Origin of the sequence: Actinokineospora diospyrosa (genome assembly GCF_024171925.1) — a bacterium.
Taxonomy (GTDB): domain Bacteria; phylum Actinomycetota; class Actinomycetes; order Mycobacteriales; family Pseudonocardiaceae; genus Actinokineospora; species Actinokineospora diospyrosa.
This window is the reverse complement of the sequence record NZ_JAMTCO010000007.1, coordinates 189275-203647: the sequence shown is the minus strand read 5'-3', so window position 1 is coordinate 203647 and position 14373 is coordinate 189275. Positions and strand designations below refer to the sequence as shown.

The window sequence follows — 14373 nt, the reverse complement described above, 5'->3', positions numbered from 1 at the left end:
GGGTGTTTCCCCCTAGGATCTTGGCCCTGTCCTGGCTGGGTGGTTAAAGGGTGGGCAATGGGCTACACGAGAGAACTGGCCGATCCCTGGGGTCTGCTGTTAGCGGCGAGCGCGGCCTGCGTCGCCTGGGCGATTCACCTGCCCGCGTGGATGACCGTGGGGGTCGGCCTCGTCGTGCTCGGCGGCCGCGCGGGCATCGCGCACCTGATCAGGGAGCCGGAGGTCGCGCCGCCCGCGATCGAGCCGGACTCCGCTGAGGACGTCTGGTTGCGACGGTTCCAGTCGGTCCGCGGTGAGTTCGACCCGCGGCTGGACCAGACGCTGGAGGTGTTGGAGCGCATCCTGCGCCGGTTCGCGGTGCGGGCGTCGGCGATCGTGCGGGTCGACGTCGCGGCGGACGATGTGGACGAACTGGAGCGGCTGACCGACACGTACAACACGCTGATCGGCCAGCTGGAGACCTCGGTGAGCGGGGTCGAGGAGCTGGTCGGCGCGGACGAGGTCGCCGACGAGCTCGACGGGATCAAGGCGGCCGCGCTGGTGACCGAGCGGGCCACGCGCGGGTGGCTTGGCGCCGGTCAGGAACCGAACTCGGCGCGGTTGAGGAATGGATAGCCGGGGATTCCCGCTGCCATCCGCTTTCCCGCGGTAGGCGTACCCGCCACCCACAGTTTTCCGGTGGCCGCGATATTCGCGCGGACAGCGTGAACAGCGCGCGGAAGTGTCACTGGCACAATACGGCCATCCGGCAGAGTCGCCTGTGCCGTCACCGTCGCCCTGCCCACGCTCGTCGGCTCCGGTAGCTCTACCGAGACCGACTTCCACGGGCCCGCAGACAGCAGACGGTCCATCTTTGCCCAGTACAGAGCCTTGTAGAGCCGCCACGCGAAGAAGCCGGCGATGATGAGGGTGCCCACGAAGACCCCGACGGCTAGCCACACCTGGTCAGACCGGACGCCGCGCTTAAGCAGGTCCACTACGACGAAGCCCGCGAACGCCAAGAGGACGACCGGCGCGACCAAGTCCGTGCGCGACCTCTTACGTGGGGTGGCGATCACCTTGGCCAGGACGGCGTCACCGGAGGCGAGGGATGCCCGGCTCGGATCGGGCTGGTCGACGCTGATCTCGTAGCCGCTCGATAGGTCAGCCTGGGTGACCCGGGCCTGCCCGAGCGGAAGCGCTAGGCCGCTCGACCGGATGGCAACCCAGCCCTTGTCGTCCGGGCCTACCAGCCAGATCTTGCCGGTACGCGCGAGGATCTGCTGCGCGGCCCATGGCAGCGCTGGGGCCAAGAGGTTCACCGTGGTCCCGTCCGCCTCTTGGACTACCAACCGTGCGCGCGGAAAGCCCTTGGTGGGCCGGTAGACCTTGACCGATGCGGCTCGCCACGGTTCAGCCCGCAGCAACCGCCCGGCGGGGCCGATCCAGAAGCCGGTGATGATCACCGCCAGGATCGCCGTGATCACGAACGCGAGCGCGCCGATGGTCAGCACCGCGATCCCGATCCAGCCCGCGCCCGCCGAGGCCAGCCAGATGGCCGGTGCGGCGAAGACGACGGCGGCCAGCGGCAGGCCGATCAGCGGCAGGCGAAGCGCGGCGAGGGCCTTGGCGGTGGCCAGGTCCTCGATCGCGGGCGTGTCGGTCGGTGGTGCGACCGCGGGTGCCTCGCTCATGTACCCCTCCAGGTGGTGGACGCGGGCAGCGTAACTACTTGGTGGGATCCCGCTCCGCACGACTTCCCAGCGGACCCGCCAGCAAGTTAGGGTGACCTAACTCAGGAGGTGAGCCGTGAGCAGAACGGACGCACCACGTCCCCCCGCCCCGCACCCGGCGGAACGCGCGCGGACCATCGCCGCGCTCGGCGGGCGCGCCACGCTGGTCCCGGCCGCGGACCAGGGGCAGGCCGACCGGGTCGTCCCGCTGCTGCACCACGTGCACGCCGACGGGTCGGTGAGCGTGCTGCTGCCGGTCGACCACGAACTGGTCGGCTCGGCGTGGCAGGCACCGCGCGGCGAACTGGCGACGATGGTCGAGCTCGCCGACACGGCGCCGGTCCCGCTGCGGGAGCCGGTCCGAGGCCTGCTGTGGATCACCGGCTGGCTGCGCGCCCTGGGCGACGACGAGGCGCGCGACCTGGCGGTGCGGATCGCGGAGGAGCGGCCCGATCCGCGGCTGCTCGACCTGGGGCACGGCGCGTCACTGCTGCGGTTGCTGCCCGCGTCGCTGGTGCTGGCCGACGCGGAGGGGTCGCACTCGGTCGCGGTCGAGGCGTTCACGCAGGCTTCGCCGGACCCGTTCGCGTCGTTCGAGGCGGGGTGGTTGCGGCACCTGGAGCTCTCGCACACGGATGTGGTGGGGGCGTTGGTGCGGCACTTGCCGGAGGACCTGCGCGGGGGGCATGTGCGGCCGTTGGGGTTGGACCGGTTTGGGCTGCGACTGCGGGTTGAGGCGATTGACGCGGATCATGACGTGCGGTTGGCGTTCTCGCGGCCGGTGAGTGATCCGAGTGAGTTGAGTGCGGAGCTGCGGCGGTTGGTGGGGTGCCCGTTCTTGGCCAGTCGGCATGCTGGGTGACGTTTGACGTGTGCTGAACTTCGGCCTCGTCGCCTGGCGGCGACCTCGGCGAACCGGGATCGGACGCCTCGTCGCCTAGCGGCGACATCGGGCCCGATCCGCGGCAATGCGAAAAGCTCGATGGGGCGAACTTGTTTTGCGCGGGGCCCCTACGACACCCGTGGCAGAACCGCAAAGCAGGGGCCCAAAAGCAGGCCCTGCCGCTGAACGACGCTACGGGTGCCGTCCCCCCACGCAAAACAAGTCCGCCCCATCGAGCAGGCCTGGCACCAGCGACTCCGAGGGGCGCGGGGCTGAGCAGGTGGGCTGAGGCGGACCTGACGGGGCGCAGGCTGGCACCGCAGGGTCCGAGTGTCCGGGGGCTGAGTTGGTGGGTTGGGGCCGGTCCTGACGGGGGTTGGGTTGGCACCGGCGGCTTCCGATTGTCCAGAGGCTGATCAACTGGGCTGGGGCGGACCTGACGGGGCTGGGGCGGCTCCGAGGCGCGCGGGGCTGAGTGGGTGGGTTGGGTGGGACCTGGCGGGGGTCGGGCTGACACCGCCGGATCCGAGTGCCCAGGGGCCGACATCGCGTCAGCTTCGACCATCCGTGATGCCACCGTGTTGGATTTGGCGGACGGGCCGATTCGGCCCAATCCCCAGCTCAGAGGCCACTTTTACTTGTCGGCAAGATCCACCCGGCGGACGGCAGACCCCCGCCCACCCGGGGGGCCACCCACATCCAGCTTAGTCGATTTCGGGGGCTGTCAAGGGGGTGCGGGCGGAACTGTGGATGGGTGAGGGGGTTGTGGACAACTGAGGGAACCAGCGGGTTGTGGGCCACCCGGATACGCGGGGGCCATCCGGGGACCAGTGGGTTCTGCGAGCGGTGATGAGGTTGGGTGGGCTGACAGCGCTGACTGTGGGGGTCCGGGGGCTGGCACTGGGTTTGGGGTAAGGGGCTGGGGGTAGGTTCGCCGGGGTGGTGAATCTGCGGGCGTGGCTGGCGCCGGAGCGGCCGGGCGATGAGTTGATCGTCGACCCTGGTCAGCGGCGGTTGGTGTGGGTTGAGCTGGTCATCGTCTTCGCGATCACGCTTGGGTTGTCTGGGTTGAGCAGCCTGGTGTCGCTGTTGGACGCGTTGTTGCAGCCGGTGGCGCTCAATCAGCAATCGATTGCGATCAACGTGCCGCAGGCGGACGTTGGGGTGTTGGACCTGATCAAGCAGCTGCTGGGTGCCATCCGGCTGGTTGCTTGGGGGGCGTTGGGGCTTTATCTCCTGTACCGGGCAGGGACTCGGCTGCACCAGGTTGGGTTGGACGGGGGGCGCAAGGGGCGGGATGCGGCTGCGGGGGTCGGGCTGGCGGCGCTGATCGGGGTGCCGGGGTTGGTGTTCTACCTGGTGGGGCATGCGGTGGGGATCAACTTGGCGGTTGCTCCTTCCACCCTGGGGGACACCTGGTGGCGGCCGTTCGCGTTGACGTTGTTGGCGGCGGGGAATGCTTGGGCGGAGGAGGTGTTGGTGGTCGGGTATCTGTTGACCCGGCTGCGGCACCTGGGGTTCCGGGAGAACACGGCGCTGTTCGCGGCTGCTGTGTTGCGCGGGTCGTACCACCTCTACCAGGGGTTTGGCGGGTTCATCGGCAACCTGGTGATGGGCTTGGTGTTCGGACGGGTGTGGCAGAAGACCGGGCGGTTGTGGCCGCTGGTCATCGCGCACACGCTGTTGGACTTCGTGGCGTTCGTTGGGTATTCGCTGCTGCGAGGCAAGGTGTCTTGGCTGCCCTAGGCGACAAGTAGGCCGATACCGATCGAGGTCACGCCTGCGGCGAGGGACAGGGCGCCGAGCCAGATCAGGGCGATGAGCTTGTTGGGCTTCGTCACGTCCTTGCCCATAGAAGAGAAGAAGAACCCCGAGGACATCAGCGCCGCTGCGGCCGGGACGCCGATGCGGGCGATCCAGCCGATGGCGCCTTCGAGGCCTGCGGCGTCTGCCATGAGCAGGCAGACCAGGCCGAGGGTCACTAAGACGCCTGCGTGCGCGTGGCCCGCTCGGGCGAACTTCTGCTGGAAGGGCGTTAGTTGCTGCTGCCCGCGCGCCACGCGCATGAGGAACCAGCCGCCGAACTCGATGCCGACGATGGTGAGCAGGACGGTGCCCGCGAGGTAGCGGCTGGGGTCGGAGAGGGTGAGCATGCGGACAGATTACAGCGTTACGTAACAGCGTTTCAATACCTTTCCCTGGCGGATCACCGCAGCTCCGGGTACGAAGGACGACATGGCGGGGCTGGGCGAGTACCGGCGCAAGCGCGACGCCCGGAAGACTCCGGAGCCCGTGCCGGTCGAGGACGCCCTGCCGGTCGGGGACGACAACACCTTCGTCATCCAGGAGCACCACGCGTCCAGGCTGCACTGGGACGTCCGGCTTGAGCGCGGTGGCGTGCTGGTGAGCTGGGCGGTGCCCAGGGGGCTGCCGACCGAGCAGGGTGACATCCGGTTGGCGGTGCACACCGAGGACCACCCGATGGAGTACGCGACCTTCGAGGGCGACATCCCCAAGGGCGAGTACGGCGGTGGTCGGATGGTGATCTGGGACCGGGGCACCTACGAGACGGTCAAGTGGAGCGACCGCGAGGTGGCGGTAGTGCTGTCCGGCTCGCGGGTGCAGGGCAAGTACACCTTCTTCCACGGGGGAAAGTCCGACAAGGACTGGATGGTTCGTCGGTCAGAGCCGCCGCAGCGGTCGGACTGGGTAGCCCTACCTGCCGTGTTTGAGCCGATGCTGGCCAGCCCGGGTGCGCTGCCCGCGGACGACGAGCAGTGGGCGTACGAGTTCAAGTGGGACGGTGTTCGCGCGCTGGCCAGGGTGGATGGTGGCCGGCTGAGGTTGTTCTCGCGTAAGGGGAACGACATCACCAGCACGTACCCGGAGTTGCGCGTGTTGGGTGAGGAGCTGGGCAGCACGCAGGTGTGGCTCGACGGTGAGATCGTGGCTTTTCGCGATGGCAGGCCCTCCTTCTCCGAACTCCAGAAACGGATGCACGTCACCGAGGAGCGTTTGACTCGGCGGCTGGCGGTAGACACGCCAGTGACGTACGTGGTGTTCGACGTGCTGCACCTCGACGGCCGCTCTTGTCTCGACTTGCCTTACACCGCGCGGCGGGAGCGATTGGTCGCGCTGAACCTGCGTGGGCCGCACTGGAACACATCGCCTAGCTACCCCGGCGAGGGCGCTGCGGTGTTGGAGACGGCTCGCGAGCAGGAACTAGAAGGGATCATCGCCAAGCGGCTCGGGTCGCGTTATCACCCGGGTCGGCGTGCCTCCGAGTGGCTCAAGATCACTGATCAGCGCTTTGTAGAGGTGGTCATCGGCGGCTGGCGGCCTGGGGAGGGGCGACGCTCTGAGGTGTTCGGCTCCCTGCTGGTAGGGCTGCCTACGCCTGAGGGGCTCAGGTATGTGGGGCATGTTGGGACCGGGTTCACCGACCACATGCTTAAGACGCTGACGGAGAAGCTGCACCGGCTCGCGCGTAAGACGTCGCCGTTCTGCAATGACGTGGACCGGGTGCGCGGGGCGCAGTGGGTCACCCCGAGCTTGGTGGGAGAGGTCGCGTTCCTGCACTGGACCGACGACGGGCGGATGCGGGCGCCGACGTGGCGGGGCTTACGGGCCGACAAGGACCCGTCGGACTTAGCGGCGGATCCAGGCAGGTGGGACGGGTGAGCGGCGAGGTGCTCGTCGAGGTCGAGGGCAGGCGGCTGCGGTTGACCAACCTCGACAAGGTGCTCTACCCGGAGGACGGCTTCACCAAGGGCGACGTGATCGACTACTACAGCCGGGTCGCACCCGTGCTCGCGCCGCACTTGATCGACCGACCGGTGACGTTCCGCCGGTTTCCCGACGGTGTCGCCAAGGCGGGGTTCTTCGAGAAGAACGCCTCTAGGCACTCCCCTGACTGGATCCGCACGGTGACCATAGAGACTCCCGGCAGCACTACCGGCGCCGAGAGCCTCGACTTCGCGCTGCTCAGCGACCTGCCATCCCTGGTGTGGGCAGCGAACCTGGCCGGGCTTGAGCTCCATGTTCCTCAGTGGACGGTTGGTCCGCGTGGGGCTAAGAGGTCGCCGGACCGACTGGTGTTCGACCTCGACCCGGGCTCCCCCGCGACGGTGGTCGAGTGCTGCGAGGTGGCGCTGCGGCTGCGGGAGGTGTTGGTCGAGGACGGGTTGGACGTGGTCGCGAAGACGAGCGGGTCCAAGGGCATGCAGCTCTACGCCGCGGTGACCACCAGCACGCCCAACCGGACCTCCGACTACGCCAAGGCCCTCGCCGAGCGGCTAGAGCGCGAGATGCCGCGCCTGGTGGTCTCCCGGATGGCCAAGAACCTCCGCCGCGGCAAGATCTTCATCGACTGGAGCCAGAACAACCCCAACAAGACGACGGTCGCGCCCTACTCACTGCGAGCCCGGCCCGAGCCGACCGTATCGACCCCGCTGACCTGGGCCGAAGTCGAGTCCTGCCGCTCCGTCGCCGACGTCACCTTCACCGCCGACGACGTCCTGGACCGCGTCTCCACCCACGGCGACCTCTTCGCCCCGCTGCTTAAGAAGGGTCCCAAGCTGCCCGCCTAAGTGAGGCTAAGAGGCGCGGACCCGAAGGCGACGTTGAAGCGGTCGCACCAGATAACAGCGCTCTGAAGCCCGGCGAGGTCGGCGTCGACGGGGATGGCGTAGTTGTGGTTGCCGTCGGTGGCCTTGAGCTTGCCCAGGGCTACGTGGCGAGTGCTGTTGTAGGCCTTCCAGTCGGCGGCTGCGGGGGTAGCGGAGAGCCACACGTGGACGTCGGGGCCATCGGAGGTGGAGAAGCCTTCTAGGCGCAAGATGCGGGTGCCGTCCTGCTCAAGGACGCGGGCCGTACCGCTGGTGGGGTGCTCCTGGCTAACGAAAGCACCCTCCGCGAGCACCCTGGGCCCGGTAGGGCTAACCGTGGTGGTCGGGACCGCGGTTGGCGCAGTGGCGACGACCGACGCCACCGTGGTGGTCGAGACGAACGGGAGGGCCTCGTCCACCGTGCTCCGGGTGAACAGCTTCCACGGCTGGAACAACCACAATCCGACGCCTGCGACCAGAACGACGGCGACCATGCCGCCCCAAAGCAGCTTCCGACGCAACGTTTGACGCATCAACTCGGCCTTTCAGTTAACGATCGGTATATCGGCGTGGCGATGTGTGGCGTTCTCCGCCATTAGACCCCATCGCGGGCGGTGTTTTCCTTACCGAGTGGTTACGCTCGAAGCCGTGACCGCCTTCCCCGATGTCCCCGATGCCGAGCAGCCAGCGCCAGCACCGCGCGTGGACAGCGAGGTCGGCCCGCTGCGCACGGTCCTGCTGCACCGCCCGGGCAACGAGCTCAAGCGGCTGACCCCGCGCAACAACGACCAGCTGCTGTTCGACAGCATCCCGTGGGTCGACCGCGCCCAGGACGAGCACGACGCCTTCGCCGACGTGCTGACCGCGCGCGGCGTCGAGGTCATGCGGCTGTTCGACAGCCTGGTGGTCGCCCTGGCCGACGAGCGCGCGCACGCCGCGGCCGCCGCCACCGCCGTCGACCGGCGCAGGCTGGGCAACGAGCTCGCCGACGCGCTGGGCGGATACCTGTCCACTGTGGACGCCAAGGGGCTCGCCGACGTGCTGACCGGGGGGATGACCTTCGAGGAGCTGCCCGCGGCCGAGGGCGCGTCGCTGGTGCGCAAGATGCACCACCCGCACGACTTCGTGGTCGACCCGCTGCCGAACCTGCTGTTCACCCGGGACTCGTCGGTCTGGATCGGCGACCGGGTGGCGATCGCGTCGCTGGCCATGCCCGCGCGCGCGAGGGAGACCGCGCTGCTGGACCTGATCTACGCCTACCACCCCCGCTTCCGCACCGCGGGCCGCGCGTACGGCGCCCACTCCGCCCCCGTCGAGGGCGGCGACGTCCTGCTGCTGGCCCCCGGGGTCATCGCGATCGGGGTCGGCGAGCGCACCACCCCCGCTGGCGCGGAGTCGCTGGCCCGCTCGGCCTTCCGCGACGGCCTGGCGCACACCGTGCTGGCGGTGCCGATCGCGCAGGACCGGGCGACCATGCACCTGGACACGGTCTGCACGATGGTCGACCGCGACGCCGTGGTCATGTACCCGGCGGTGCGCGACACGCTGCGCGCCTACACGCTGCGCCCCAGCGGGAGCGGTGTCGGCGTCGACGGGCCCGCGCCGTTCCTGGAGGCCGCGGCGGCCGCGATGGGCATCGACCGGCTGCGGGTGATCGACACCGGCCTGGACCCGGTCACCGCCGAGCGCGAGCAGTGGGACGACGGCAACAACACGCTGGCGCTGGCCCCCGGCGTGGTCGTCGCCTACGAGCGCAACGTGGAAACCAATTCCCGGCTGGAGGACGCGGGAATCGAGGTGCTGCGGATCAGCGGTTCGGAACTGGGCACCGGCCGCGGCGGTCCGCGGTGCATGTCCTGCCCGGTGTCGCGCGATCCGCTCTAGAATGGCATTCGGTTAGGCGAGGCTACCTTTTCCCGGCGCCGAGTTGTTCACGAGAGCAACCAGCGCAGGGCGAGGAAGGTGAGCGTGCCGAAGACGGCCAAGATCATCGAAGCCGCTGCGGTGTACCAGCGCCAGTCGGATTCCACGGTGCGCCTCCCTTCCAGGTCGTCGGGGCTTGCCGTGCCGGGCGATCCTCGCACCCGGCAAGCGGTCCCGCCGCCCGGAGCGTGTCGCACGATGCGGTGAAGCAGGGCCCACGACTTAGGAATGGCTAACCTGAATTATGTTTCCACAGCCTTGCCTAACGTGATCAAAATGGCCGCCGAAATGGGGGACGAATAGCGCGATAGGCGCGGCAATCGCGTACCGTCTGAGGGCATGACCTCCAAGTTCCACAAGCTGCTGCAGGTGCAGATCCGCAACGAGTTCACCGCGTCCCAGCAGTATGTCGCGCTGGCGGTGTGGTTCGACGGCCAAGACCTCCCCCGGTTGGCCCACCACTTCTATAGGCAGTCGCTGGAAGAGCGCAACCACGCGATGATGCTCACCCAGTACCTGCTCGACAACGACGTCCCGGTGTCCGTGCCCGGTGTCGACGAGGTGCGCAACGAGTTCGCTGACGCCGCCGAGCTGGTCACCCTCGCGCTGCAGCAGGAGCGCGCGGTGACCGACGAGATCGTCAACCTCGCCAAGGTCGCCAGGGACGAGGACGACTACAAGGGCGAGCAGTTCATGCAGTGGTTCCTCAAGGAACAGGTCGAGGAAGTCGCCTCGATGCGCACCCTGCTCAACGTCGTCAAGCGCTCCAACGGCAACCTGTTCGACGTCGAGGCGCACCTGGCCCGCGAGCACGTCGGTGACAACGGCGACGACCCGCTGGCGCCGCGCGCCGCGGGCGGCAAGCTCTAACAGCGAGATCTAACAGCGAGCTGCAGCAGCTGGCTCTAGCGGTAAGACGAAGACGGGAGCAGCCCCCAGGCCCGCTCCCGTCTTCTGGCTATCCGAAGCACATCTGCTTGTCGCTGTAGAGCCCGATCTCGGTGACCGCCTTGTCCCGGCCGAACCCGAACGAGTAGGCCTTGCCATCGCCCAGGTCGACGATCCAGTAACCGTGCGCGTCGGTGGTGCCCGCCGGGTAGGCGTTGCGGACATCGGCCTCGGGCGAGCCGTGGCCGATCCCCTCGGGGGTGCGCGCCCCGGGCGGCGGGAAGATCGCCACCACGCCGTCGGTCGGTGAGATGCCGACCGCCATCGAGTTCTCCGCGGTGTAAGCCTTGAAGTTGTAGGCCTTGCAGTCCCGCGACTTCACCTCGAGCGCGACCAGTTCCCCGGTCGCCTCGGCCTCCGCCACCGACATCCCGAGCCGGATCTTGCTGAACCCGGCGGGCCGCAACTCCGGCACGGTGCTGACCGAGCCGGACATGCTGCTGCCCGTCATCTGCGAGATCACCACGGTGGAGGTCGGCGGTGCGGCGACCTTGGTGGCCTGGACGGTCGTGGTGGTCAGCGTCGGCAAGACCTGCTGGCCGGGTGGGGCGGACGAGGTGTTGAGCCCGCCGAGCGTGATACCGCCGATCAGCAGGGCCACCGCGGTGAGCACGCCGCTCGCGGCCGTGACCGCCTGCCGCCGCCTGCGCCGCCTACCGGCACCGGTGACCACGGCGTCCGTCGCGCCGGGGCGGACCGGGAGGTCCAGCCGGTCGTCGGCGAACAACCTGCGCAGCTCGTCGTCGATGTCCATGCCCATCACCTGCCCTCCGCGGGCGCGCCAAGTCGCGTCCGCAGTGTCGCCATGGCCTTGCTGGCCTGGCTTTTCACCGTCCCCGCGCTGACGCCCAGGGTCTGTGCGATCTCGGCCTCGGAGAGGCCCTCGTAGTAGCGGAGCACGACCACGGCCCGCTGCTTGGGCGGCAACGCCCGCAGCGCCTGCCACAGCGGCTCGTCCTCGAAGGCGTAGCGCACCCGGTCGGCCGGGGCCTCGGGCACGTCGGCGACCAGGTTCTCCCGCCGGGTGCGCCGCCAGCGGCTGACGTGCGCGTTGGCCATGGCGCGGCGGGTGTAGGCGAGCGGATCACCCGCCTTGCGGACCACCGCCGACCACCGCGAACCGATCTTCTCCAGCACACCCTGGACCAGGTCGGCCGCGTCGTGCGGGTTGCCGGTGAGCGCGTGGCCGTAGCGCAGCAGGCCCGGCATCGCGCCCGCGACGAAGTCCGCGAACTCCTCCATCGCCGCGCTCTCCCCCTCGACCTCGCGTGCAGCAGCGAGCATGATCATGTCAGTCACCCGGCACAGCCCCGGTCCTTGACCGACAGCTCGACGCTGCCCACCCGGTCGTCGTCGAGGTCCGCGCCGCCGAAGTCGAACGCGTACTGGTTGGCCGGGTGGCCGGGGACGGCGACGGCGATGCCGCCAGACCACTCCCTGAACCCCGGGTAGGTGCGCTTGACCTGGGCCCTGGTGGAACCGGGGCCGATGTCCTCCGGTGTCCGGGCGCCGCCGTAGCCGGGGATGGAGACGACGCCGACGCCGTCGATGAGCCCGACCCGCAGACCGGTCACCTGGCCGGGCACCCGGAGCAGGCGGCAGGGCTCGGCGACGTCGGAGAGCTGGTCGGGCGGCAGGACCCGGCCGGTGTCGACGGCCTGCCGCAGGGTCATGCCGAGCGTGAGGGACCCGTAGCCGGTCGGTCCGATCACCGGTGCGTACTTGACGGGCACCCGTATCGCGGGCGTGGGAGTGGCCGACGTGGTGGGAGTGGCGGCGGGCGGGGCGACGGGGGCGGCTGCCGCGGGGGCGCTCGCGGGACTCGACACCACAGCGCTCGACACCGCAGCGCTCGACTCTGCAGAACTCGACACTGCGGCGGCCGAACTAGGTGCCTGCGCGGCCCCCGGTGGCGGTTCGGCGCTGCAGGCGGCGATCGCGAGCAGGCCGATGGCCGCGACGAACCCCCTGCGCGGCAACGACTTGGTGGACATGGTGATTCCCCTCGATGTCGTGGCCGGGCCTTCCAACCGTCGACACCGGGAGCACGCCGGGCCCGGCTGACCGGTTGCCCGGCGTGATCCCACCGTTATGTCGCCGGTCATCCGACGCAGTTCTGGTTCCGGTCGAGCCAGAGCTGGGTCACCTTGTCGTCGACGATGGCGAAGCCGTAGGCGGTGCCCGGGTGACCGGGAACGGCGGCACCGGAGTGGTTCGGGCCGTCCTCGAGCTTCGGGTAGGCGCGCTTGACCTGGGCCCTGGTCGACCCGATGCCGATGCCCTCCGGGGTGCGGGCGCCGCCGTAGCCGAAGATCAGCACGACGCCGTCCTTGTCGGAGATGCCGACCGAGTAGGAGTTGTCCGGCTGACCCGGCGCGCGGTACATGGTGCACGGCGCGGGCGAGCCACCGGGCGTCTGCGGCAGGATGCGGCCCGTGGCGAGGGCCTGCTCGGCGGTCATGCCCAGCTTGAGCGAGCCGAAGCCGTCCGGGCCGAGGATCGCGGTGCGCTTGGCGGCCTCCGGCTTCGCGGGCGCGGCGGGCTTGGCCGGGGTGTTCGACGGCGCGGCTGGTGCGACCGGGACGGCGGCTGGGACGTCCGCCGGGGTCGGGGTCGCTGCATCGGCCTGCGTGGCGGTGGTCTGTGTGGTGGTGGTCGGGGCGGGCGCGGCGGCCGGGGCGGGGTCCGCGCTACAGGCGGCCAACGCGAACCCGGACGCCGCGATGACGACCAGCAAACCCTTGTGCAGCAACGACTTCTTCGACATTGTGGTTCCCCCTGGACGCGGGGGCCGGTCCGTCCAGCCCCTGACATCGAGAGCACGCCCGGCCCCGGAAACCGGTTGCCGGGCGTTACGCCACCGTTATCTGCCGCTGCTGCCTAGCGCTGGGCGAGCGCTTCCGGCAGCTCGAACAAGCCGTCCGGACCCGGCGGGAACGCGTGCACCGCGACCACGGCCGACGCCGGGATCGGGCCGTAGACGTGCGGGAACCACGGGCCGCCGGGGATGGGCGGCGACCCGGGTTCCCAGCGGAGCGCGACGCCGAGGCGAGCCGGGTCGACCGCCAGCAGGAGCAGGTCGGTCCGGCCCGCGAACAGGCGGTTGGCGGGCAGGTGCACGGTTCCCGGGTCGGAGCAGTGCACGAACGCCTCGCCGTCGAGCGGGTGGATCTCCTCGGCTGGCCAGTCCGCCGCGGCGCGGATGTGCAGGATCACCGGATGGTGATCTGGCGGCCGAGGAGGCCGTCGCGGGCGCGGCGCTCGTCGTAGGTCAGCGGCTCGTCGGCGAGCGAGGCCAGCGCGGCGTCGAGGCGGGTGCCGAGCTGCTCGACGGCCTCGGTCCACTCGCGGGCGTGCGGCTCGCGGTCGAGGTCCCACACCGGGACGAGCAGGCCGTGCGCGCGGAACGAGCCCGCGTACCGGGAGCCGTCGCCGATGCCGAGCTCACCGCGCGCGTGCAGCCGGGCCAGCGCGGCGAGCAGGTCCTCCTCGGGCTCGGGGCGGACCCAGCGCAGGTGCGCCTTCTCGCCCGCGTCGACCCAGTAGGCGGCGGGGCCGACCCGCTCGGTGGGCAGGATGGCGCTGTTCGCCCGCTCCAGCGACAGCGCGACCTCACCGGTCGGCTCGCTGTCGGCAGGCATCCACCAGGCGAAGTCGGTGTGCACGGTGGCTTCCAGCGGCGCGTCGATCGCGACCAGGTCCTGCAGCCGCTCGGGCTTGTCCCCCGCGTCGGTGTCCGGGCCGACGACCGGCAGCACGTCGCCGGGCTCGGCGGTCAGCGCCCAGCGGACGGCGCGGGCCAGGTCGCGGCTGATGTCGCTGGAGCGGGTCTGCACCTGCAGGCCGACGTAGGCGATCCCGTCAGCGCGGACCAACGCGGCCGCAGCCATGGGCAGCACGGTGGCGAGGGTGATCTCGCGCTCCTGCCCGACCAGCGGTAGCGCTGCCGTGCCGGAGGGGACGAACTCGCGTAGAGCGACCAGTTCGCACTCCCCCGCGAGTCCCTCGAACGGGCGGGCTACGGCAACCTCGACCACGCCACCTGCCGTGCCGTGGCACGCCTTGTAGCGCTTGCCAGACCCACACGGGCAAGGCTGGCGGGGACCGATGCCCGACGCGTCCGGGGCCTTGGCCTTACGCACGTTCTTCACGGCGGATCGCCTGGACATCGGGTAACTCCTCGTCGAAACCAGTGAACGATGTGCGCCGACGCTACCCAATCGCGGATAACCATTCCTGCTGTGGGTAGCGCAAGATGGATCGGTGCCTCTCGACCCGTCCTTCGTCGCCGACCCGTATC

At 69.8% G+C, this 14373-nt stretch carries 17 protein-coding genes; 8 read left to right on the top strand and 9 right to left on the bottom strand.

Features of this window, described 5'->3' with window-relative positions; all coding sequences use genetic code 11:
- Positions 1-57: 57 nt before the first annotated feature.
- A complete protein-coding gene (locus LV75_RS14800; protein WP_253887465.1) occupies positions 58-615 on the top strand; it encodes a hypothetical protein in 558 nt (185 codons plus the stop codon).
- On the opposite strand, the gene LV75_RS14795 is transcribed toward LV75_RS14800, so the two are convergent.
- Positions 579-1673: a hypothetical protein gene (locus LV75_RS14795; protein WP_253887464.1), complete on the bottom strand. Its 1095-nt coding sequence runs from the start codon at positions 1671-1673 to the stop codon at positions 579-581. The genes LV75_RS14800 and LV75_RS14795 overlap by 37 nt on opposite strands.
- A gap of 115 nt (positions 1674-1788) precedes the next feature.
- On the opposite strand from LV75_RS14795, the gene LV75_RS14790 reads away from it, so the two are divergent.
- Together LV75_RS14790 and LV75_RS14785 are read left to right on the top strand one after the other, a co-directional pair.
- On the top strand, positions 1789-2574 hold the full coding sequence (locus LV75_RS14790) for a DUF2470 domain-containing protein (protein ID WP_253887463.1): 786 nt from the start codon (positions 1789-1791) through the stop codon (positions 2572-2574).
- Positions 2575-3534: 960 nt separating this feature from the next.
- Positions 3535-4341, top strand: a complete 807-nt coding sequence (locus LV75_RS14785) for a CPBP family intramembrane glutamic endopeptidase (protein ID WP_253887462.1) — start codon at positions 3535-3537, stop codon at positions 4339-4341.
- Here LV75_RS14785 and LV75_RS14780 read toward each other — a convergent pair.
- The gene (locus tag LV75_RS14780; RefSeq protein ID WP_253887461.1) at positions 4338-4748 is read right to left on the bottom strand and encodes a hypothetical protein; all 411 of its coding nucleotides are present in this window, start codon (positions 4746-4748) and stop codon (positions 4338-4340) included. The genes LV75_RS14785 and LV75_RS14780 overlap by 4 nt on opposite strands.
- A gap of 82 nt (positions 4749-4830) precedes the next feature.
- Here LV75_RS14780 and ligD (LV75_RS14775) point away from each other — a divergent pair, with 82 nt between their 5' ends.
- Together ligD (LV75_RS14775) and ligD (LV75_RS14770) are read left to right on the top strand one after the other, a co-directional pair.
- A complete protein-coding gene (ligD, locus tag LV75_RS14775; RefSeq protein WP_253887460.1) occupies positions 4831-6276 on the top strand; it encodes a non-homologous end-joining DNA ligase in 1446 nt (481 codons plus the stop codon).
- Positions 6273-7184 (top strand): non-homologous end-joining DNA ligase, encoded by a 912-nt coding sequence (gene ligD, locus LV75_RS14770; protein WP_253887459.1) that lies wholly within the window; start codon positions 6273-6275, stop codon positions 7182-7184. The genes ligD (LV75_RS14775) and ligD (LV75_RS14770) overlap by 4 nt, the downstream gene beginning before the upstream one ends.
- Here ligD (LV75_RS14770) and LV75_RS14765 read toward each other — a convergent pair.
- Entirely contained in the window at positions 7181-7696 is a 516-nt protein-coding gene (locus LV75_RS14765) for a DM13 domain-containing protein (RefSeq protein WP_253887458.1), read from the bottom strand. The genes ligD (LV75_RS14770) and LV75_RS14765 overlap by 4 nt on opposite strands.
- Before the next feature lie 208 nt (positions 7697-7904).
- Between LV75_RS14765 and LV75_RS14760 the strand changes: the two genes are divergently transcribed.
- Together LV75_RS14760 and LV75_RS14755 are read left to right on the top strand one after the other, a co-directional pair.
- Entirely contained in the window at positions 7905-9086 is a 1182-nt protein-coding gene (locus tag LV75_RS14760; protein WP_253887723.1) for an arginine deiminase, read from the top strand.
- A 378-nt stretch (positions 9087-9464) separates the two neighbouring features.
- A complete protein-coding gene (locus tag LV75_RS14755; protein WP_253887457.1) occupies positions 9465-9995 on the top strand; it encodes a ferritin in 531 nt (176 codons plus the stop codon).
- An 88-nt stretch (positions 9996-10083) separates the two neighbouring features.
- Here LV75_RS14755 and LV75_RS14750 read toward each other — a convergent pair whose 3' ends face one another.
- The 3 genes from LV75_RS14750 to LV75_RS14740 are packed head-to-tail and all read right to left on the bottom strand — an operon-like array spanning position 10084 to position 11785.
- Complete coding sequence (locus tag LV75_RS14750; protein WP_253887456.1) at positions 10084-10827, bottom strand: hypothetical protein; 744 nt, start codon at positions 10825-10827, stop codon at positions 10084-10086.
- Between the two features lie 5 nt (positions 10828-10832).
- A complete protein-coding gene (locus tag LV75_RS14745) occupies positions 10833-11363 on the bottom strand; it encodes a SigE family RNA polymerase sigma factor (RefSeq protein WP_253887722.1) in 531 nt (176 codons plus the stop codon).
- Positions 11364-11368: 5 nt separating this feature from the next.
- Positions 11369-11785, bottom strand: a complete 417-nt coding sequence (locus tag LV75_RS14740) for a hypothetical protein (protein ID WP_253887455.1) — start codon at positions 11783-11785, stop codon at positions 11369-11371.
- Between the two features lie 10 nt (positions 11786-11795).
- On the opposite strand from LV75_RS14740, the gene LV75_RS14735 reads away from it, so the two are divergent.
- Positions 11796-12137: a hypothetical protein gene (locus LV75_RS14735; protein WP_253887454.1), complete on the top strand. Its 342-nt coding sequence runs from the start codon at positions 11796-11798 to the stop codon at positions 12135-12137.
- A gap of 37 nt (positions 12138-12174) precedes the next feature.
- Here the strand turns inward: LV75_RS14735 and LV75_RS14730 are convergent, their stop codons facing one another.
- The 3 genes from LV75_RS14730 to LV75_RS14720 all read right to left on the bottom strand — a co-directional run bounded on the left by LV75_RS14730 (position 12175) and on the right by LV75_RS14720 (position 14242).
- On the bottom strand, positions 12175-12840 hold the full coding sequence (locus tag LV75_RS14730; protein ID WP_253887453.1) for a hypothetical protein: 666 nt from the start codon (positions 12838-12840) through the stop codon (positions 12175-12177).
- A gap of 113 nt (positions 12841-12953) precedes the next feature.
- Entirely contained in the window at positions 12954-13289 is a 336-nt protein-coding gene (locus LV75_RS14725; RefSeq protein ID WP_372504175.1) for a DUF952 domain-containing protein, read from the bottom strand.
- On the bottom strand, positions 13286-14242 hold the full coding sequence (locus tag LV75_RS14720) for a DUF5926 family protein (protein ID WP_253887452.1): 957 nt from the start codon (positions 14240-14242) through the stop codon (positions 13286-13288). Before LV75_RS14720 ends, LV75_RS14725 begins: the two co-directional genes overlap by 4 nt.
- Between the last annotated feature and the right edge of the window lie 131 nt (positions 14243-14373).